The sequence below is a fragment of the Micromonospora sp. DT63 genome, assembly GCF_049841615.1.
GTDB lineage: Bacteria > Actinomycetota > Actinomycetes > Mycobacteriales > Micromonosporaceae > Micromonospora.
Genome location: NZ_JBNCKQ010000001.1, coordinates 420,767 through 437,140, shown reverse-complemented (window position 1 = coordinate 437,140; position 16,374 = coordinate 420,767). Strand labels below are relative to the sequence as shown.

Here is a 16,374-nt window from a genome sequence, read left to right as displayed (position 1 = left end):
CGGCGTCGCACGTGGCCGGCTGCCGGCGGTGTTCGGCGTCGGCGGGCACGCTGAGGCAGCATGAAGGGGTGACGAAGAGCCTGGAGGCGTTGACCTCGCTGGTGGCCGGCGGCGGCGTGGTGGTGCTCAGCGGTGCGGGGCTGTCCACCGAGTCGGGTATCCCGGACTATCGGGGGCCCAGCGGGGTGGCCCGCCGGCACACCCCGATGACCTTCCAGGCGTTCACCCGGGATCCCGTCGCCCGGCGGCGGTACTGGGCGCGCAGCCACCTGGGGTGGCGGTTGATCGCCCGCGCGGCACCGAACGCCGGGCACCGGGCGGTGGCGCGGCTGCAACGCGCCGGTCTGGTCGACGCGGTGATCACACAGAACGTCGACGGGTTGCACGGTGCCGCGGGCAGCGACCGGGTGGTCGAGTTGCACGGGCGCCTCGACGAGGTGGTCTGCCTGGACTGCGGCAACCTGACCTCCCGCGAGGAGGTGGACCGGCGGCTGCGCGAGGCCAACCCGGACTTCGTGGCCCGCGCCGCCGCGGTCAACCCGGACGGTGATGTGGATCTCCCCGATGAGCAGGTGGCCGGGTTCCGGCCGGTCGACTGCGGGATCTGTGGGACGGGGATGCTGAAACCGGACGTCGTGTTCTTCGGTGAGACGGTGCCGCCCGAGCGGGTGGCGCGGTGTTTCGCGCTGGTGGAGCAGGCGCGGGCGGTGGTGGTGCTCGGGTCGTCGTTGACTGTCATGTCGGGGCGCCGGTTCGTGATCCGCGCGGCGAAACACGGCATTCCGGTCGCGATTGTCAACCAGGGGCCGACCCGGGGTGACGGGTACGCCACTGTGTGCCTCGACGCGCCGCTGGGAGCGCTGCTGCCGGCGCTCGTCGACCGGGTCGCCGGCGAGGCCGCGCCGCTGGCCACAGCGGCCGGCGTGTGACGTCACAGGGGTAGGACATGAGCCGGAAACACCGGCGCTGGTAGCGTTGACCATGCCGGTACCACCCACGTGGGAGAGACCGCCCGAGAGCAGCAGGGGCGGCGCCGAAGGGGCAAATCCTCCCCGGAACCTCTCAGGCAAAAGGACCTCGTGGGCAGGCACTGTGGAGCGCTGTGCGGGCGCGACAGAGGGGGAGGCCGATCCGTCGACCTCGCCCGGGAGCGCCAAAGATGTCCGTAGAGCAGTTCGCCACCCGTCACATCGGTCCCGGCCCCGACGATGAGCGTCGCATGCTGGAGGTCGTCGGCCACGACTCGATCGACGAGCTGATGGACGCCGCGATCCCCGAGGTCATCCGCTGGCACGGCACCCTCGACCTGCCGGAGGCGGCCACCGAGGCCGAGGCGATCGCCGAGCTGCGGGCCCTCGCGGCCCGCAACACCGTCGCCGTGTCGATGATCGGCCTGGGCTACCACGGCACGCACACCCCGGCGGTGATCCGCCGGAACGTCCTGGAGGACCCGGCCTGGTACACGGCGTACACGCCGTACCAGCCGGAGATCAGTCAGGGCCGCCTCGAGGCGCTGCTGAACTTCCAGACGATGGTCACCGACCTGACCGGCCTGGCCACCGCGAACGCCTCCATGCTCGACGAGGGCACCGCCGCCGCGGAGGCGATGACCCTCGCCCGGCGGGCGTCCAAGAGCAAAAGCGGGGTGTACGTCGTCGACGCCGACGCCCTGCCGCAGACCATCGCGGTGATCACCAGCCGGGCGGTGCCACTCGGCATCGACGTGCGGGTCCTCGACGTCGAGCGCGACGAGCTGCCGGCCGAGTTCTTCGGCCTGCACCTGCAGTACCCGGGCGCGTCCGGCGCGGTGCGCGACCACGCGGGTCTCGTCGAGGCGGCGCACGCCGTCGGGGCCCTGGTGACCGTCGCGGCGGACCTGCTGGCGTTGACGCTGCTGCGGGCGCCGGGGGAGATCGGCGCGGACATCGCCGCCGGCACCACCCAGCGCTTCGGCGTACCGATGGGCTTCGGTGGGCCGCACGCCGGTTACCTGGCCGTGCGCTCGGGCCTGGAGCGGATGCTGCCCGGGCGCCTGGTCGGGGTGTCCCGCGACGCGGACGGCAACCCGGCCTACCGGCTGGCGTTGCAGACCCGCGAGCAGCACATCCGGCGGGAGAAGGCGACCAGCAACATCTGCACCGCCCAGGTGCTCCTCGCGGTGATGGCCGGCATGTACGCCGTCTACCACGGCCCGGACGGGCTGCGCGCCATCGCGGCGCGTACCCACCGGATGGCGGCTTCGCTCGGGGCGGTGCTGCGCGGCGCGGGCATCGAGCTGGAACACCAGCGGTTCTTCGACACGATCACCGCGATCGTGCCGGGACAGGCCGCGGAGGTGGTCGCGGCCGCAGCGGACGGCGGCGTCAACCTGCGGCTGATCGACGCCGACCGGGTGGGCATCTCATGCGACGAGACCACCACGGGCGCACACGTGAAGGCGGTGGTGGCCGCGTTCGGTGTCGAGTTCCGCACCACCACTCCCCGCGACTTCGACGAGAGCCCAATCCGGGGGGCCCTGGCCCGTACCAGCGACTTCCTGACCCACCCGGTGTTCCGTAGCCACCACTCGGAGACGGCGATGCTGCGCTACCTGCGGCGGCTGTCGGACTTCGACTACGCCCTGGACCGGGGCATGATCCCGCTCGGGTCGTGCACGATGAAGCTGAACGCGACCACCGAGATGGAGCCGATCTCCTGGGCGGAGTTCGCCAACATCCACCCGTTCGCGCCGGACGACCAGACCGCCGGGTACCGGGAGATGATCGGTCAGCTGGAGTCGTGGCTGGCCGAGGTGACCGGCTACGACGCGGTGAGCGTGCAACCCAACGCCGGGTCGCAGGGTGAGCTGGCCGGTCTGCTGGCCATCCGCTCCTACCACGCGTCGCGGGACCAGGCGCACCGCGACGTGTGCCTGATCCCGTCGTCGGCGCACGGCACCAACGCGGCGTCGGCGGTGATGGCCGGCATGCGGGTCGTCGTGGTGGCCTGCGACGACGACGGCAACGTCGACCTCGTCGACCTCGACGCGAAGATCGACAAGCACCGCGACGCGCTCGCCGCGATCATGGTGACGTACCCGTCGACGCACGGCGTGTACGAGACGGGCATCGCGTCGCTGTGCGCGAAGGTCCACGACGCCGGCGGCCAGGTGTACGTCGACGGGGCGAACCTCAACGCCCTGGTCGGGTTCGCCAAGCCCGGCAGGTTCGGGGCGGACGTGTCGCACCTGAACCTGCACAAGACGTTCTGCATCCCGCACGGCGGCGGCGGCCCCGGGGTGGGCCCGGTGGCGGTGCGCGCGCACCTGGCGCCGTTCCTGCCCGGTGACCCGCTCGGCGCGCACGCCGACGCCACCCCGGCGATCTCGGCGGCGAAGTACGGGTCGGCGGGCATCCTGCCGATCCCGTGGGCGTACCTGCGGATGATGGGCGCCGAGGGCCTGACCCGGGCCACCGGCGTGGCGGTCCTCGCCGCGAACTACGTGGCGGCGCGGCTGCGCGGGCACTACCCGGTGCTGTACGCCGGCAACAAGGGCCTGGTGGCCCACGAGTGCATCCTCGATCTGCGGCCGTTGACCAAGGCGACCGGGGTGAGCGTCGACGACGTGGCGAAGCGCCTGATCGACTACGGCTTCCACGCGCCGACGATGTCGTTCCCCGTCGCCGGGACGCTGATGGTCGAACCGACCGAGAGCGAGGACCTGGCCGAGCTGGACCGGTTCTGCGACGCGATGATCGCGATCCGCGCGGAGATCGACCAGGTGGGGTCGGGGCAGTGGCCGGCGGGGGACAACCCCCTGGCGAACGCGCCGCACACCGCGGCGATGGTCAGCGGCGACGAGTGGCCGCACGCGTACCCGCGTTCGGTGGGCGCGTACCCGGGCGGGGTCGACCGGGCCGGGAAGTACTGGCCGCCGGTGCGGCGCATCGACGGCGCGTACGGAGACCGGAACCTGGTCTGCTCGTGCCCGTCGCCGGAGGCGTTCGAGGACTGACGTCGGCAGGCCGGGGCGGGCGGTTTCGGGCCGCCCCGGCTACGCCGCGACCTGGGCGCAGACGTCCCGTACCGGGGGACTAGCCTGGGTCGACGGCGGCTGGTGTGGTGACGCTGGGTGGTCGTTCAGGCCACGAGAGCGTGTCGGGCGGGGCCGCGGTGCGGTGCGATGCTGCTGCCGTCGGGGAGCAGCTCGCCGGTGTCCTCGAAGACGATCACGCCGTTGCAGAGCAGGCTCCAGCCCTGCTCAGGGAAGCAGGCGAGGACCCGGGCGGCTTCCCGGTCGGTGGCTTCAGCTAAGGGGCAGGTCGGTTGGTGCTGGCACATCGGGTTCTCCGGACTGTGGGGGCACTGTGTCATGGTTCACATGACCAGTGACGCACAGTACCAAGCGAAAGTGTCCAGCATCGAGCAGGTGCCGGCCTGGCGTACGGGAAATCCACTGAACGGATGAGGAAGGTCGGACCATACGGCGTGGAAACGCTCCCACAGGTGCCTGTCGATGTGCCGGCGGCACCCACCGCGTGTCGCGACACGCTCGCTGAACGCGCCCGCCTGCACTGGCGCCGCACCGACGGCGGCGACCCCGCGGTCCTCGCCGAGGAATTCCTCGCCGCGCACGGCCTGAACCTACGCGACCTCACCCGGCCCAAACCCACCCACCACGACACCCGCGCCTGCGGCGCCGCCCTCTACCTGTCCGCCGCCGCCGGAGCACACCTGGCCGGCGCCCCCACCGCGGCGCCCGAACCCGCCCCGACCCTGCCCGACCTCGCCGTCGTCGTCTACGACCACACTCCCGCCCGACGCGCCCCCGCCCGCACGGCGACACCCTGGTGGCTCGGCGACTGGACCGACAGCTGGACACCCGAGCAGCACGCCGCCGCCGTCGACGCCATCCGCGCCGCCATCGGCCGCGGCGACGTCTACCAGGCCAACCTCGTCGGCCACGCCGCCGCCCCCTACACCGGCGACCCCCTGCCCGCCCTGCGCCGCCTCGGCGCGCTGCCCGGCGCCCGCTACGGCGGAGTCCTCACCGGCCACGGCTGGGCCATCGGCTGCGCCTCACCGGAAACCCTCATCGAGGTCCGCGACGGACACCTGATCACCCGACCCATCAAGGGCACCCGCCCCGCCACCGCCGCCGGCCGCGCCGAACTACTCAGCAGCGCCAAGGAACGCGCCGAACACATCATGATCGTCGACCTGGAACGCAACGACCTCGCCCGCATCGCCCGCACCGGCACCGTCACCGTCGACGACCTGTTCGCCGTACGCCGCTGGTGCGACCTGTGGCAGGCCGAGTCGACAGTGCGCGCCACCGCCGCCGACGGCCTCGGCCTGGCCGACCTGCTGCGCGCCACCTGCCCCGGCGGCTCCGTCACCGGGGCGCCGAAACTCGCCGCCCTGACCCACATCGCCGCCGGAGAACCCGTCGGCCGCGGCGCCAGCATGGGCGCCCTCGGCTGGGTCGCACCCGGGCACGTCGACCTCGGCCTGACCATCCGCACCGCCGCCACCGACGGCGACATGATGCACACCTGGGCCGGCGGCGGCATCACCTGGGACAGCGACCCCGCCGCCGAGGTCGCCGAAGCCGCAGCGAAAACCGCGCCCATCCGCGCCACCCTGGCCGGACGCTGACCCGGCCACCGGCGGCGATACGCTGACCCCCATGACCATGCGGCCCATCCGGATCATCGGCGACCCCGTCCTGCGCACCGAATGCGAGCCGGTCACCACCTTCGACGCCGAGCTGCGCGCCCTGGTCACCGACCTGATGGACACCCTGCTGGGCGAACCCGGCCGCGCCGGCGTCGCCGCACCGCAGATCGGCGTCGACGCCCAGGTGTTCGTCTACGACGCCGACGGCCACCGCGGCCACCTCATCAACCCCACCCTGGAACTGTCCGACGAACTCCAGGACGACGAGGAAGGCTGCCTGTCCATCCCCGGGCTGTACTTCCCGACCGTACGGGCCCTGCACGCCACCGCCCACGGCGTCGACCAGAACGGCGAACCACTCACCATCAGCGGCACCGGCTTCCTCGCCCGCGCCCTGCAACACGAGACCGACCACCTGCGCGGCACCCTCTACGTCGACACCCTGCGCGGCGACACCCGCCGCCGGGCCCTGCGCGAGATCCGCGCCGGCCGCTTCGACTCACCCAGCCGCCGCGCCTAGAGCCCCCGCACCCGGGCCCGCCCGGTCAGCGGGCCACCCACTGGTCGTGACCCAACTTGGCGACCAACGCCAGCACCACGACCAGCAGCACCACCCGCACGAACCCCGACCCGCGCCGCAACGCCATCCGCGCACCCAGCACCGCGCCCGCGACGTTGCACACCGCCATCCCCGCGCCCAGCAACCACCACACGTGCCCGGTCACCCCGAACACCACCAACGCGCCCAGGTTCGTGCCCGCGTTGATCACCTTCGCCATCGCCGACCCGTGCACGAAGTCCGCACCGATCAGCGCCGTGAACGCCACCACCAGGAACGTCCCCGTACCCGGCCCGATCAACCCGTCGTACAGGGCGATACCCACACCGGCCACACCGATCGCCACCGCGACCCGCACCGGCGTCCGCCGCGCCGGCACCGCCACCACCCCCAGCCGCGGACGCAGCAGCACGAACGCCGCCACCGCCACCAGGACCACCAACACCACCGGCCGGTACGCCGACGCCGGCACCGCCCCGGCCAACGCCGCACCCACCCCGGCGCTGAGCACCGCCAACCCCGCCGCCGGCCCCACCACCCGCCAGTCGAGCTTCGTGCGCCGCGCGTACGTCGCCGCCGCCGTCGTCGTACCGAAGATCGCCGCCAACTTGTTCGTGCCCAACGCCGTGGCCACCGGCAACCCCGGCGCGGCCACCAGCAACGCCGGCAACAGCAACAACCCACCACCGCCGACCACGGCGTCCACCCACCCGGCCATCGCCGCGGCGACCAGCAACGTACTCAGCGATACGGCGTCCACGGGCCGCAATTCTTCCCACCCGACGCGCCCGACCGGCCCCCGAAGTGGCAAGACTCACCGCTCACCGACCCCGCGTACGCCGCAACCACACCCCCAACGCGCCAACCGCCACGAACACCAGCATCGAACACAGCAGCACCTTCACCACACGGCAACCCTCCCACGGGGACGTAAGGTGCAGGAGTGCGCCTGGCCACCTTCAACCTGCTGCACGGCCGATCCCTGACCGACGGACTCGTCAACCCCGACCGCCTCGCCGCCGCCGTACGCGCCCTCGACGCCGACGTCCTCGCCCTGCAGGAGGTCGACCGCGACCAACACCGCAGCGGCAACCTCGACCTCACCGCCATCGCCGCCCGGGCCCTCGACGCGCCACACCACCGCTTCGCCGCCGCCGTCGTCGGCACCCCCGGCGAACAGTTCCGCCCCCTGCGCCACGACGACGACGGCCACGGCGAACCCTGCTACGGCATCGGCCTCATCAGCCGCTACCCCGTACGCAGCTGGCACGTCACCCGACTCAAGCCCGCCCCCGTACGCTCACCGGTCTACGTCCCCGGCCCCGGCGGCGGCCTCATCCTGCTGCACGACGAACCCCGCGTCGTCCTCGCCGCCGTCCTCGACACCCCACACGGCCCCCTCACCGCCGCCGCGACCCACCTGTCCTTCGTGCCCGGCTGGAACGCCCGCCAACTCCGCCAGACCGTGCGCGCCCTGCGCGCGCTACCCGGCCCCCGCGTCCTGCTCGGCGACCTCAACCTGCCCGCCGGCCCCGCCCGGTTCATCTCCGGCTGGCGCCCCCTGGGCCGACGGCCCACCTACCCCGCCGGGCAGCCCCGCGTCCAACTCGACCACGTCCTGGCCGACCGGCACGCCCTCGGCCAGCTCCCACCCGTACGGGCCGTCACCGCACCACCGTCCACCATCTCCGACCACCGCCCCCTGCTGGTCGACCTCGGCTGACGACCGACCCCGACTCCACGCGGCCAGCGCCGAGCCGCAAGATTCCCTCAAGATCATTGCATCGACGAACCCCGACGATCATGCTGGGCGGGTCGCGCCACGATCACGTCGGAGGCCACATGAGACGCCCGCGAACCACCCTCGTCGCCGCAGCCACCCTCATCGCTCTCACCCTCACCACCGCACCCACCCCCGCCAACGCCCAGAGCGCCGCGCAACCCAACCAGGTCGCCGACCTCACCGTCCGCCAGGCCGACGGGTACGCCACCCTCGCCTGGACACCCGTCGACGGCGCCACCGACTACCAGATCGAACGCACCGCGGTCGACACCAACGGCACCCCCACCGGCGCACCGACAATCGTCGGCGTCTGGCGCCCCAACCGCCAGATCAACCAGCAGGCACCCACCTTCGCCGACGCCGGATTCAACCCCGGCGACAGCTTCCAGTGGCGCGTACGCGCCCGCACCGGCACCACCGAACAGCCCTACTCCGACCCCGTCACCGCCACCACCACCGCACCCTGGGGCAACCCCGACACCCCCGGCCAACAACTGCGCACCCAGTGGGAGACCACCCACGCCGCGCAGTACACCAGCGACACCGACGAGTACGCCTACACCGCCGCCATCGACGCCCTCAGCGACCGCGTACGCGTCGTCGAACTCGGCCGCACCGTCCAGAACCGACCCATCAACATGCTGGTCATCGGACACCCCACCCCGGCCACCACCCCCGAAGCCGTCGCCGCCACCGCACCCGTGGCCATCAACTGCAACGTGCACGGCAACGAACCCGGCGACCGCGAAGCCTGCCTCATCATGGCCCGGCAACTCGCCTTCAGCACCGACCCCCGCATCACCGACCTGCTCAGCCACACCACGGTCCTGATCGTCCCCACCATCAACGGAGACGGCCGCGCCAACAACACCCGCGGCAACTCCACCGGCCAGGACCTCAACCGCGACTACTCCCTGATCCGCCAACCCGAAACCGCCGCGTACATCAGGATGGTCCGCGACTACCGACCCGTCGCCGGCTACGACGGCCACGAGTTCGGCAACTCCCGCGCCGGCGACCTGCCCATGCTGCCGCCCCGGCACCAGAACGTCCCCCAACCCATCTTCGACCAGTCCCAGGACATGATCGAAGGCCACATGTACGCCAAGGGCGCCGAAGCCGGCTGGTGGCCCTGCCCCTACGGCTGCGAAGGCGGCGGCAACGTCGGCCTCAGCGAAGAAACCATCCTGCGCAACACCCTCGGCCTCAAGAACGTCACCAACTCCCTGCTGGAACTGCGCAGCTCCGGCGGACAGACCCGACCCGACGAGGGCAACACCGCCAACAACCGGCGCCGCAAGACCTACTCCGCCCTCTGGACGTTCCACCAGTTCCTCGACTACCACCGCGCCGACCGCGCCAGCATCCTCACCTCCCGCGCCGAGGCCATCACGATCCAGGCCGCCAACACCGGCCGCCTCGTCTTCCGCGGCTCCCGCCCCATCCCCGCCCACCCCGCACCCCACCCGGGCGACCGCCCGCCGCCGGTGGACGCGCCCCCGGCCAACCTGATCCTCGACAACGCCCCCTGCGCCTACAAACTCACCGACGCCCAGTACAACGGCGCCCGCACCGACGGACCCGGCGGCGTCGGCACCACCGTCGCCCAGCGCATCGCCGCCCACGGCTGGAAGGTCATCACGACCACCGACGGCTACTACGTCCCCCTCAACCAGCCCGAACGCGGCCTCATCCCACTGCTGCTCGACCCGCTGGGCGTGGAGAAGCTCACCGACGGCGAACGCGTCTACCCGACCCTCACCGGCCGCCGCAACGGACCACTTGTCGTCACCGGCTTCACCTGCGCCGCCAACGCCACCGTCAACGGACCGGTCACCGTCCGCGCCGGCGCGGCACTCGTCACGACCGGCACCACCATCAGCGGCCCGATCACCGCCAACGGCGCCGCCGGCGTCCTGCTCGCCGACAGCACCGTCAACGGCCCCGTCCAGATCACCAACACCACCGACGCGGTCTCCATCATCGACGTCACCGTCGCCGGCCCGGTCAACCTGACCGGCAACACCACCGGCACCGACATCCCACTGCTGGCCGGCTCCACGATCCGCGGCCCTCTCACCTGCACCGGCAACAACCCCACGCCGACCAACCTCGGCGTCGCCAACACACTGCACGGCCCCCGCACCACCCAGTGCGCGGCACTCTGAGCCCCACCTGACCGCACCGGCGGCGCGGGCCCCCCACCCCGCGCCGCCGGTGCACCCCGAACCCCTGGAGGCCGTCGTGTCGCACCCCGCCACCGCAGCACGACACCCCCGACCGCGACGGCTCGCCCTCCTCGCGGCGACACTGCTGCTGGCCGCCTGCACCGGCACCGCGCCACACACCACCGCACCCCAGGTCACCGGACCCCTCTGCGCCGCCCTGCCCACCGGCACCGACCCCGGAAACCCGACCTTCCTCGCCGGCCAACCCGTCGACGAGGCGTTGCGCTGGATCCCCACCCTCACCACGTTCGAAGCGGCCCTGCGCGCCAGCGGCGTCCTCACCGACCTCCCCGCCGGCACCGCCGTCACCGTCCTCGCACCCACCGACGACGCCTTCGCCGCCACGTTCTCCGAGGACAACTGGGACGACCTCATGACCCACCACACCGACCAGCTCCGCACCCTGCTCAAGGCCCACCTCAGCACCGGCGCCCACCCGATCGACGACCTCGCCACCGCCGGCTCGACCACCACCCTCGACGGCGCCACCATCACCGTCACCCGTACCGGAACCACCACCCGCCTCGCCGACCGCGCCGACACCGTCTGCGCCGACTACCAGGCCACCAACGCCCGCATCCACATCATCAACGCGGTCCTCGGCCCCCTGCCCGTCACCGCCGACGGCACCGACCACCGCGCACACTGACCCCGATCAGTCCCGGTCCACTCCGACCAGAGCAGCCAACGCGCGATTGGTGCGGTTGGCCCGCACCGCGTCACGCTGCTGCCCGGCCGTCACCTCGATGTACGTCTGCGACGACGCCAACGACGCGTGCCCCAGCAACCGCATGATCTCCGCCGCGCTCGCCCCGTCCTCCGCCAACCGGGTGGCGAACGTGTGCCGCAACGCGTGCAGCCGCGCCCCCCGCGGCACCCGGTCACCGATGCCCGCCCGCCGATAACAGGACTCCACCAGATACTGGAGACCACCGCGGCGCAGCGGCTCACCGCTGCGGTCCACCAGCAACGCCGAATCCGGCCGCACCGACCGCGAACCGAAACGGCGCGCGCGACTGTCCAGGTAGTCACGCAGCACCCGATCCAGGTCCGCCTCGATCGGCACCACGCGTGGCCGCCCGCCCTTGCCGACCACCTCGATCCGCCGTTCACCCGGCCGACCCGCCAACGAACCGACCCGCAGCGCCAGCAGCTCCGACAGGCGCAGCCCCGCGCACAGCGCCACCGCCAGCACCGCCACGTCCCGCTCCGGCCACGGGTCACGCTGGCGTCCGTCGTCACGGGCGACCGACGCGAGCAGCACCTCGGGGGTGTCCGCGCCCCGCAGCGGTTTCGGCTGGGGGAGTAGCGCCCGGGGACGACCCACCGCCGGCATCGGATTACCCGCCACCAACCCGTCGGCGACCAGGAACGTGAAGAAGCTGTTCCAGGTGGACCAGGCCCGGTGCACCGAAGCGGGCGCCCGCGGCGCGGCGAACCGGGCGAACGCCGCCCGCATGACGCGAGGGGAGAGGTCGGTGATCGACAACGCGTCCAGGGGGAGGGGAGTGGTGTCACCCTCGGCGACCAGGGCGGCCACCGCGTACAGGTCTCGCCGGTAGGCCGCCAGGGTGTGGGGGGAGGGCTTGCGGGTCGCGCGGGCGGTCAGGAACTCCTGGATCAGCACCCCGAGCGATTCGTCCTTTTTGTCATGCATAAGGGATATTATGCAGCATTTTCGCGTTCCCGGGAAGCGGGGGGGGAGAGGAGAGAGAACATGCCCGAACCACGACGGTATGTCCTGACCGGAGCACCCGGTGCCGGCAAGACGACCCTGCTGGAGGCGTTGCACCACAGGGGACACGTCACGGTCCGAGAGGCCGCCACCGACCAGCGGTCGGTGTTCCTGATCGGCCCGCTGGACTTCATCCACCACGCGGCCGCACGCCGGATCAGCTACGCCGATTCGCTGGCCTTCGCCCGCGTGCACGAGCAGGTGTACGAGGCGTACGGGCACCACCTGGTCCACGTGCCGGCCGGACCGGTGTCACAACGGGTCGCGCTGATCGAGAGGACCCTGGCCCGCCTCTGACCGCTGTCGAGGGGACCTCCCGAATCGGCTTACTTTACATAATGTGCATTATCGAAGGTGTCGCGTGGCACCCGGGAGCGGGCCGGGTGGGCTGGTGTGCCGTCGATCTACCTGGCTCTTCGCACGATGCCGTCAGGTGCCGGTGCGATCGGTGCTGCGCGGATCGCTGACCCGGCGGTCGACGTAGATGTCACCCGCTCGGGCCGTGTCCCGCCACGGTCGCGCCTTGTTCAGCGCGACGTCGAGCGCCGGGTCCGCGCGGTCCAGGTCGACGCAGATCACGTCGGGCCCGTTCGTATGGGTGCGCCGCAGCAGATACCCGTGCGGGCCGATCACTGCCGACGGCGTGGTCGCTGCGCACTGGGCGGGCACCGCGATGCTGACCCACAACCCGTTGAGGGCAGCATGTGCGCGGGCGATGACCTCGAAAACCGGATCGTCGGAGAACGTGGAGAAGAGCACGCAGTCCACGCCGAGTGCTCGTTGTTCCATCCACAGCTCGGGAAAGTTCACCTCGATGCAGATCAGGCACCCGAACCGGAAACCGTCCACGTCGAAGGTGCAGACGTGGTCACCGGGTGTGTAGAAGCCGGTGAGCTCTGCGTGTGACAGCAGCCGCTTGTCGTATCGATCGATCAGCTCGCCGCGGTCGTTGATCACCCACAGCGAGTTGTGTGGTCGATGAGCGCCGGTCAGCCGGTGGTTGCCGCCGACGACCACCCAGACGCCGAGTTGTGCGGCGAGGGTCATCGTGCGGTGCAACTGTTCGGTGACCGGCGCCCAATCGATGCGCCATCCTGAGTAGTACGGCTTGGCAGCGCCGGCGTAGCCGGACAGGGCGCCCTCGCTGAGGTGAACCAGGCGGGCCCCCTGGTCAGCGGCCTGCCGCATCGCGGTGCGTATCGCCGTGCCGTTGGCACCCGGATCGATGGTGACCGCTGTTTGAGCGACGGCGATCCGAATCCGTCCAGTGGCGCCCATCGCGGCACCGTAACGGACGGAAGGCGTCGCCTCTCCCCCGGCTCGGATCGGCCATGATCGCCTTTCCGGGGGTGCCGTGCGCGGGCGGTCACTCGAAGTGGTCGGCCAGCTTTCGCAGTTTGCTGACGTACGCCGGCCAGTCGTGCCCGTCGGGGGCGGCGGTGCCGTCGCGGTGCCAGCCGATCGCGCCGTCGTGCTGCTCGCGCATGATGTCCATCTGACCGGCGTGCCGGGCGAGGTCACCGCTCACGTGCAGGATGATCCGGTACAGGGTCACGTCCTGGTGGCCCGGCTGCCACCAGGGCACCAGCCCGGGCGCGTCGATCGGCAGCTGGTCGATCGTCTCGTCGGCGAACAGCGCGACGCGGCGGTACAGGTCGATCAGGCCGTCCTTGGTCTCGTCCTCGCGTGCGTACCAGTCGGCCTGCGGGTCGTCGTCGAACGCCTCCAGGGGAACCAGTTCCTCGGGCGTCGGGAACTGCCGGTCGAAGGCGAGCCCGAAGTAGCCGGCTTCGACGTTGAGGCAGTGTTTGACGACGCCGAGCAGGTTGTTGCCGGTCACGGTGCGGGGTGTCCTGGCCTCGCGCTCGCTCAGACCGTCGAGTTTCCAGACGAGGTCGGTGCGCGTCCGCCGCAGGGAGTGGTGCAGCGCGGCCTTGATGTCGCTCAGGTCAGCCATGCCGGCCATTGTCGCGCAGGCGTTACGTGGTCGTGTGCCCTGGCAGGGGCGCGGTCAGCGTCCGGTGTAGCCAGTCCTGGGTGAGCGCGCGCAGCAGTGCCGGTTGTTCGTAGGGCAGGTAGTGCCCGGCGGCGTCGATGGTGGTGTAGGTGCCGCGGGGGTAGCGGCGCATGGCGTGGAACTGGTCGGTGTAGCCGACGATGCCGTCCTGTCGGCCGGTGAGGACGCTGACGGGGCCGTCGTACGGGGTGTCGGCGGTCTCGTCGGGAAGCGCGTACCCCGGGCCGGTGCGCAGTGTCTGCAGGAAGGTGTCGTCGCCGGGGCCGCCGGAGTGCAGGGCGGCGAGCACTGTGGCGACGACGGTCGGGGTGCGGTGGCCGAGCGCGGTGTCGAGGTGGGTGCGCAGGTCGGTGGGGGCGTCGTCGAGCCAGCCGGCGGGCCCTGGGGGTGGGCGGTGGTCGGGCAGGGTGCGGCTGGCCGGTGCGATGGTGACGCCGGGGCACACCAGGAGCAGGCCGCGGACCAGGTCGGGGCGTTGGCGGGCGATGCCGGCGGCGAGGTAGGCGCCGTAGGAGGCGCCGGCCAGGAGGACCGGTGCGTCGGTGTGGTGGTCGAGCCATGCGCAGACGGTGTCGAGTACGGCCTGGGAGGTGGGTGGGCAGGTGGCGGGGGTGTCGCCGTGGCCGGGCAGGTCCAGGTACGTCTCGCGCAGGTCGACGCCGGCGAGGGCGGGGCTGAAGGCGGCGGCGGTCGCGGTGCGGGTCATGCCGAACATCGGCAGGCACACCACCTCGGGGCCGGCTGCGGCGGATCGGTCGACTGCCAGGTTCATTCTGGGATCCTCCCCTGTTGCGCGGACCTTTGCTGCGCGTCTTCGGTCGTGGCAGATCTGCGGGAGAGGGCGGAGCGTCAGGCTTGGCGGGCCATAGGATGATCGAGATTTGTCGATCAGGGTGTGCGCCGTCGCTGTCGCCGACCTCACGTGCGTCGTTGCCGGGGAATTCCTCCAGTGGGGCGCGCGGTTGTCCGTTCGGAAGATCAGGTTTCCACATGATCGGATGGAAGTGCCATGCACGTGCGCTCAGACGCGGTAGTGCTGTTCGGCGTGACAGGTGATCTCGTCTCGAAGAAGCTCTTTCCGGCGCTGTACGAGTTGACCCGGCGTGGTCGGCTCGATGTGCCGGTGATCGGGGTGGCCCGCTCCCCCTGGGATGATCAGCAGTTGGTCGCGACGGCTCGCAAGTCGGTGGCCGAGGCGAGTGACGAGGTGGACGACGAGGCGTTTGACGCCCTGGCGGGCAACCTGTCGATGATTTCCGGGGACTACGCGGACCCGGTGACGTACGAGCGGTTGGCGGAGCGTCTGCGCGACGCCGAGCGTCCGGTGTTCTATCTGGCGATTCCGCCGATGGTGTTCGGTTCGGTGGTGCAGGGGCTGGCGGCGGTCGGGTTGGCCGATCGTGGTCGGGTGATCGTGGAGAAGCCGTTCGGGCGTGACCTGGCGTCGTCCGCGGAGTTGGATCGGACGTTGCAGGGGGCCTTCGATCCGACGCGGGTGTTCCGGATCGACCACTACCTGGGCAAGGAGGCCGTGGAGAGCCTGTACGCGTTCCGGTTCGCCAATCGGCTGTTCGAGCCGTTGTGGAACAGCGAGCACATCGACAACGTGCAGGTCACGCTGGCCGAGGGGTTTGGCACGCAGGGTCGTGCCGGGTTCTACGACACGGTGGGCGCGATTCGTGACGTGTTGCAGAACCATATTCTTCAGGTGGTCGCGTTGATCGCGATGGACGCGCCGGCGGGTGACGACACGGACGCGTTTCGGGAGGCGGAGGCGGCGGTTCTGCGCCAGATCGAGCCGTTGTCGCCGGAGTTCACGGTGCGGGGGCAGTACGTGGGTTACCGCGACGAGGCGGGTGTCGCGCCGGATTCGAACACGGAGACGTTCGTGGCGACCCGGTTGACTGTCGATTCTCCCCGTTGGGCTGGGGTGCCGTTCTATCTGCGGACGGGTAAGTCGCTGGCGGGGACGGCGACGGAGGTGGTGGTGGAGTTCAAGCAGCCGCAGCGTCCGTTGATTCCGGCCGCGGGTGGGGTGGCAGCGCCGGCGAATCTGCTGCGGTTCCGGCTGGGTCGTGGGGACGGCATCACGATGTCGATTCAGGCGAAGAGCCCGGGTGCGGAGGTGGCGAGCCGTCCGGTTGACCTGTCGGTGGACTTCGGGGCGGTGCTGGGTCGCCGTCAGGAGGCGTACGAGCGGTTGCTCGACGATGCGATGGACGGGCAGCATCTGCGGTTCGCGCGGGCGGAGACGATTCGGCAGGAGTGGCGCATCGTCGAGCCGATCCTGGATCTGGCGACGCCGGTGCGGCCGTACGACAGGGGTGGTTGGGGTCCGGCGGAGGCCGACGCGTTGGTCGGCGGTTGGCACGTGCCCGACCTGGGGTAGCGGGC

General features: G+C 71.4%; 15 protein-coding genes and 1 riboswitch. Of the genes, 9 read left to right on the top strand and 6 right to left on the bottom strand.

Translation table 11 applies throughout. The features are described 5' to 3' along the window. The first annotated feature begins 68 nt into the window (after nucleotides 1-68). Together ACLQ27_RS02095 and gcvP are read left to right on the top strand one after the other, a co-directional pair. Entirely contained in the window at nucleotides 69-929 is an 861-nt protein-coding gene (locus ACLQ27_RS02095; protein ID WP_425865415.1) for an NAD-dependent protein deacetylase, read from the top strand. Nucleotides 930-989: 60 nt separating this feature from the next. Continuing rightward, nucleotides 990-1,088, top strand: a riboswitch (glycine riboswitch). A 71-nt stretch (nucleotides 1,089-1,159) separates the two neighbouring features. Beyond that, on the top strand, nucleotides 1,160-3,994 hold the full coding sequence (gcvP, locus tag ACLQ27_RS02090) for an aminomethyl-transferring glycine dehydrogenase (protein ID WP_425865414.1): 2,835 nt from the start codon (nucleotides 1,160-1,162) through the stop codon (nucleotides 3,992-3,994). Between the two features lie 125 nt (nucleotides 3,995-4,119). Here gcvP and ACLQ27_RS02085 read toward each other — a convergent pair whose 3' ends face one another. Next, nucleotides 4,120-4,320: a DUF5999 family protein gene (locus tag ACLQ27_RS02085; protein WP_234586185.1), complete on the bottom strand. Its 201-nt coding sequence runs from the start codon at nucleotides 4,318-4,320 to the stop codon at nucleotides 4,120-4,122. A gap of 123 nt (nucleotides 4,321-4,443) precedes the next feature. On the opposite strand from ACLQ27_RS02085, the gene ACLQ27_RS02080 reads away from it, so the two are divergent. Both ACLQ27_RS02080 and def read left to right on the top strand, forming a co-directional pair. After that, nucleotides 4,444-5,637, top strand: a complete 1,194-nt coding sequence (locus tag ACLQ27_RS02080; RefSeq protein WP_425865413.1) for a chorismate-binding protein — start codon at nucleotides 4,444-4,446, stop codon at nucleotides 5,635-5,637. Between the two features lie 31 nt (nucleotides 5,638-5,668). Next, on the top strand, nucleotides 5,669-6,178 hold the full coding sequence (gene def, locus ACLQ27_RS02075) for a peptide deformylase (RefSeq protein WP_234586188.1): 510 nt from the start codon (nucleotides 5,669-5,671) through the stop codon (nucleotides 6,176-6,178). A gap of 25 nt (nucleotides 6,179-6,203) precedes the next feature. On the opposite strand, the gene ACLQ27_RS02070 is transcribed toward def, so the two are convergent. Continuing rightward, on the bottom strand, nucleotides 6,204-6,977 hold the full coding sequence (locus ACLQ27_RS02070; RefSeq protein ID WP_308195379.1) for a sulfite exporter TauE/SafE family protein: 774 nt from the start codon (nucleotides 6,975-6,977) through the stop codon (nucleotides 6,204-6,206). A 183-nt stretch (nucleotides 6,978-7,160) separates the two neighbouring features. Between ACLQ27_RS02070 and ACLQ27_RS02065 the strand changes: the two genes are divergently transcribed. From ACLQ27_RS02065 to ACLQ27_RS02055, 3 genes are all read left to right on the top strand, one after another. After that, nucleotides 7,161-7,940 (top strand): endonuclease/exonuclease/phosphatase family protein, encoded by a 780-nt coding sequence (locus ACLQ27_RS02065; RefSeq protein WP_357490531.1) that lies wholly within the window; start codon nucleotides 7,161-7,163, stop codon nucleotides 7,938-7,940. 119 nt (nucleotides 7,941-8,059) lie between these two features. Further along, nucleotides 8,060-10,168, top strand: a complete 2,109-nt coding sequence (locus ACLQ27_RS02060) for a M14 family zinc carboxypeptidase (protein WP_425865412.1) — start codon at nucleotides 8,060-8,062, stop codon at nucleotides 10,166-10,168. 76 nt (nucleotides 10,169-10,244) lie between these two features. Then, nucleotides 10,245-10,877: a fasciclin domain-containing protein gene (locus ACLQ27_RS02055; protein WP_425865411.1), complete on the top strand. Its 633-nt coding sequence runs from the start codon at nucleotides 10,245-10,247 to the stop codon at nucleotides 10,875-10,877. A gap of 6 nt (nucleotides 10,878-10,883) precedes the next feature. On the opposite strand, the gene ACLQ27_RS02050 is transcribed toward ACLQ27_RS02055, so the two are convergent. Beyond that, a complete protein-coding gene (locus tag ACLQ27_RS02050) occupies nucleotides 10,884-11,885 on the bottom strand; it encodes a tyrosine-type recombinase/integrase (RefSeq protein ID WP_425865410.1) in 1,002 nt (333 codons plus the stop codon). A 60-nt stretch (nucleotides 11,886-11,945) separates the two neighbouring features. On the opposite strand from ACLQ27_RS02050, the gene ACLQ27_RS02045 reads away from it, so the two are divergent. Beyond that, on the top strand, nucleotides 11,946-12,260 hold the full coding sequence (locus ACLQ27_RS02045) for an AAA family ATPase (RefSeq protein ID WP_425865409.1): 315 nt from the start codon (nucleotides 11,946-11,948) through the stop codon (nucleotides 12,258-12,260). A gap of 132 nt (nucleotides 12,261-12,392) precedes the next feature. Here ACLQ27_RS02045 and ACLQ27_RS02040 read toward each other — a convergent pair whose 3' ends face one another. The 3 genes from ACLQ27_RS02040 to ACLQ27_RS02030 all read right to left on the bottom strand — a co-directional run bounded on the left by ACLQ27_RS02040 (nucleotide 12,393) and on the right by ACLQ27_RS02030 (nucleotide 14,752). After that, nucleotides 12,393-13,241 (bottom strand): carbon-nitrogen hydrolase family protein, encoded by an 849-nt coding sequence (locus ACLQ27_RS02040; RefSeq protein WP_425865408.1) that lies wholly within the window; start codon nucleotides 13,239-13,241, stop codon nucleotides 12,393-12,395. A gap of 88 nt (nucleotides 13,242-13,329) precedes the next feature. Next, on the bottom strand, nucleotides 13,330-13,920 hold the full coding sequence (locus ACLQ27_RS02035) for a DinB family protein (RefSeq protein ID WP_357490523.1): 591 nt from the start codon (nucleotides 13,918-13,920) through the stop codon (nucleotides 13,330-13,332). A gap of 22 nt (nucleotides 13,921-13,942) precedes the next feature. Beyond that, nucleotides 13,943-14,752, bottom strand: a complete 810-nt coding sequence (locus ACLQ27_RS02030; RefSeq protein WP_357490522.1) for an alpha/beta fold hydrolase — start codon at nucleotides 14,750-14,752, stop codon at nucleotides 13,943-13,945. A gap of 237 nt (nucleotides 14,753-14,989) precedes the next feature. Here ACLQ27_RS02030 and zwf point away from each other — a divergent pair, with 237 nt between their 5' ends. Continuing rightward, nucleotides 14,990-16,369, top strand: coding sequence for a glucose-6-phosphate dehydrogenase (gene zwf / locus ACLQ27_RS02025; RefSeq protein WP_425865407.1), 1,380 nt, complete (start codon nucleotides 14,990-14,992; stop codon nucleotides 16,367-16,369). Nucleotides 16,370-16,374: the final 5 nt, after the last annotated feature.

Excerpts from the sequence above, each read along its gene's own strand:
- gcvP (WP_425865414.1), top strand. The coding sequence starts at position 1,160 with ATGTCCGTAGAGCAGTTCGCCACCCGTCACATCGGTCCCGGCCCCGAC.
- ACLQ27_RS02085 (WP_234586185.1), bottom strand. The coding sequence starts at position 4,320 with ATGTGCCAGCACCAACCGACCTGCCCCTTAGCTGAAGCCACCGACCGG.
- ACLQ27_RS02080 (WP_425865413.1), top strand. The coding sequence starts at position 4,444 with ATGAGGAAGGTCGGACCATACGGCGTGGAAACGCTCCCACAGGTGCCT.
- def (WP_234586188.1), top strand. The coding sequence starts at position 5,669 with ATGACCATGCGGCCCATCCGGATCATCGGCGACCCCGTCCTGCGCACC.
- ACLQ27_RS02060 (WP_425865412.1), top strand. The coding sequence starts at position 8,060 with ATGAGACGCCCGCGAACCACCCTCGTCGCCGCAGCCACCCTCATCGCT.
- ACLQ27_RS02050 (WP_425865410.1), bottom strand. The coding sequence starts at position 11,885 with ATGCATGACAAAAAGGACGAATCGCTCGGGGTGCTGATCCAGGAGTTC.
- ACLQ27_RS02045 (WP_425865409.1), top strand. The coding sequence starts at position 11,946 with ATGCCCGAACCACGACGGTATGTCCTGACCGGAGCACCCGGTGCCGGC.
- ACLQ27_RS02040 (WP_425865408.1), bottom strand. The coding sequence starts at position 13,241 with ATGGGCGCCACTGGACGGATTCGGATCGCCGTCGCTCAAACAGCGGTC.
- ACLQ27_RS02035 (WP_357490523.1), bottom strand. The coding sequence starts at position 13,920 with ATGGCTGACCTGAGCGACATCAAGGCCGCGCTGCACCACTCCCTGCGG.
- ACLQ27_RS02030 (WP_357490522.1), bottom strand. The coding sequence starts at position 14,752 with ATGAACCTGGCAGTCGACCGATCCGCCGCAGCCGGCCCCGAGGTGGTG.
- zwf (WP_425865407.1), top strand. The coding sequence starts at position 14,990 with ATGCACGTGCGCTCAGACGCGGTAGTGCTGTTCGGCGTGACAGGTGAT.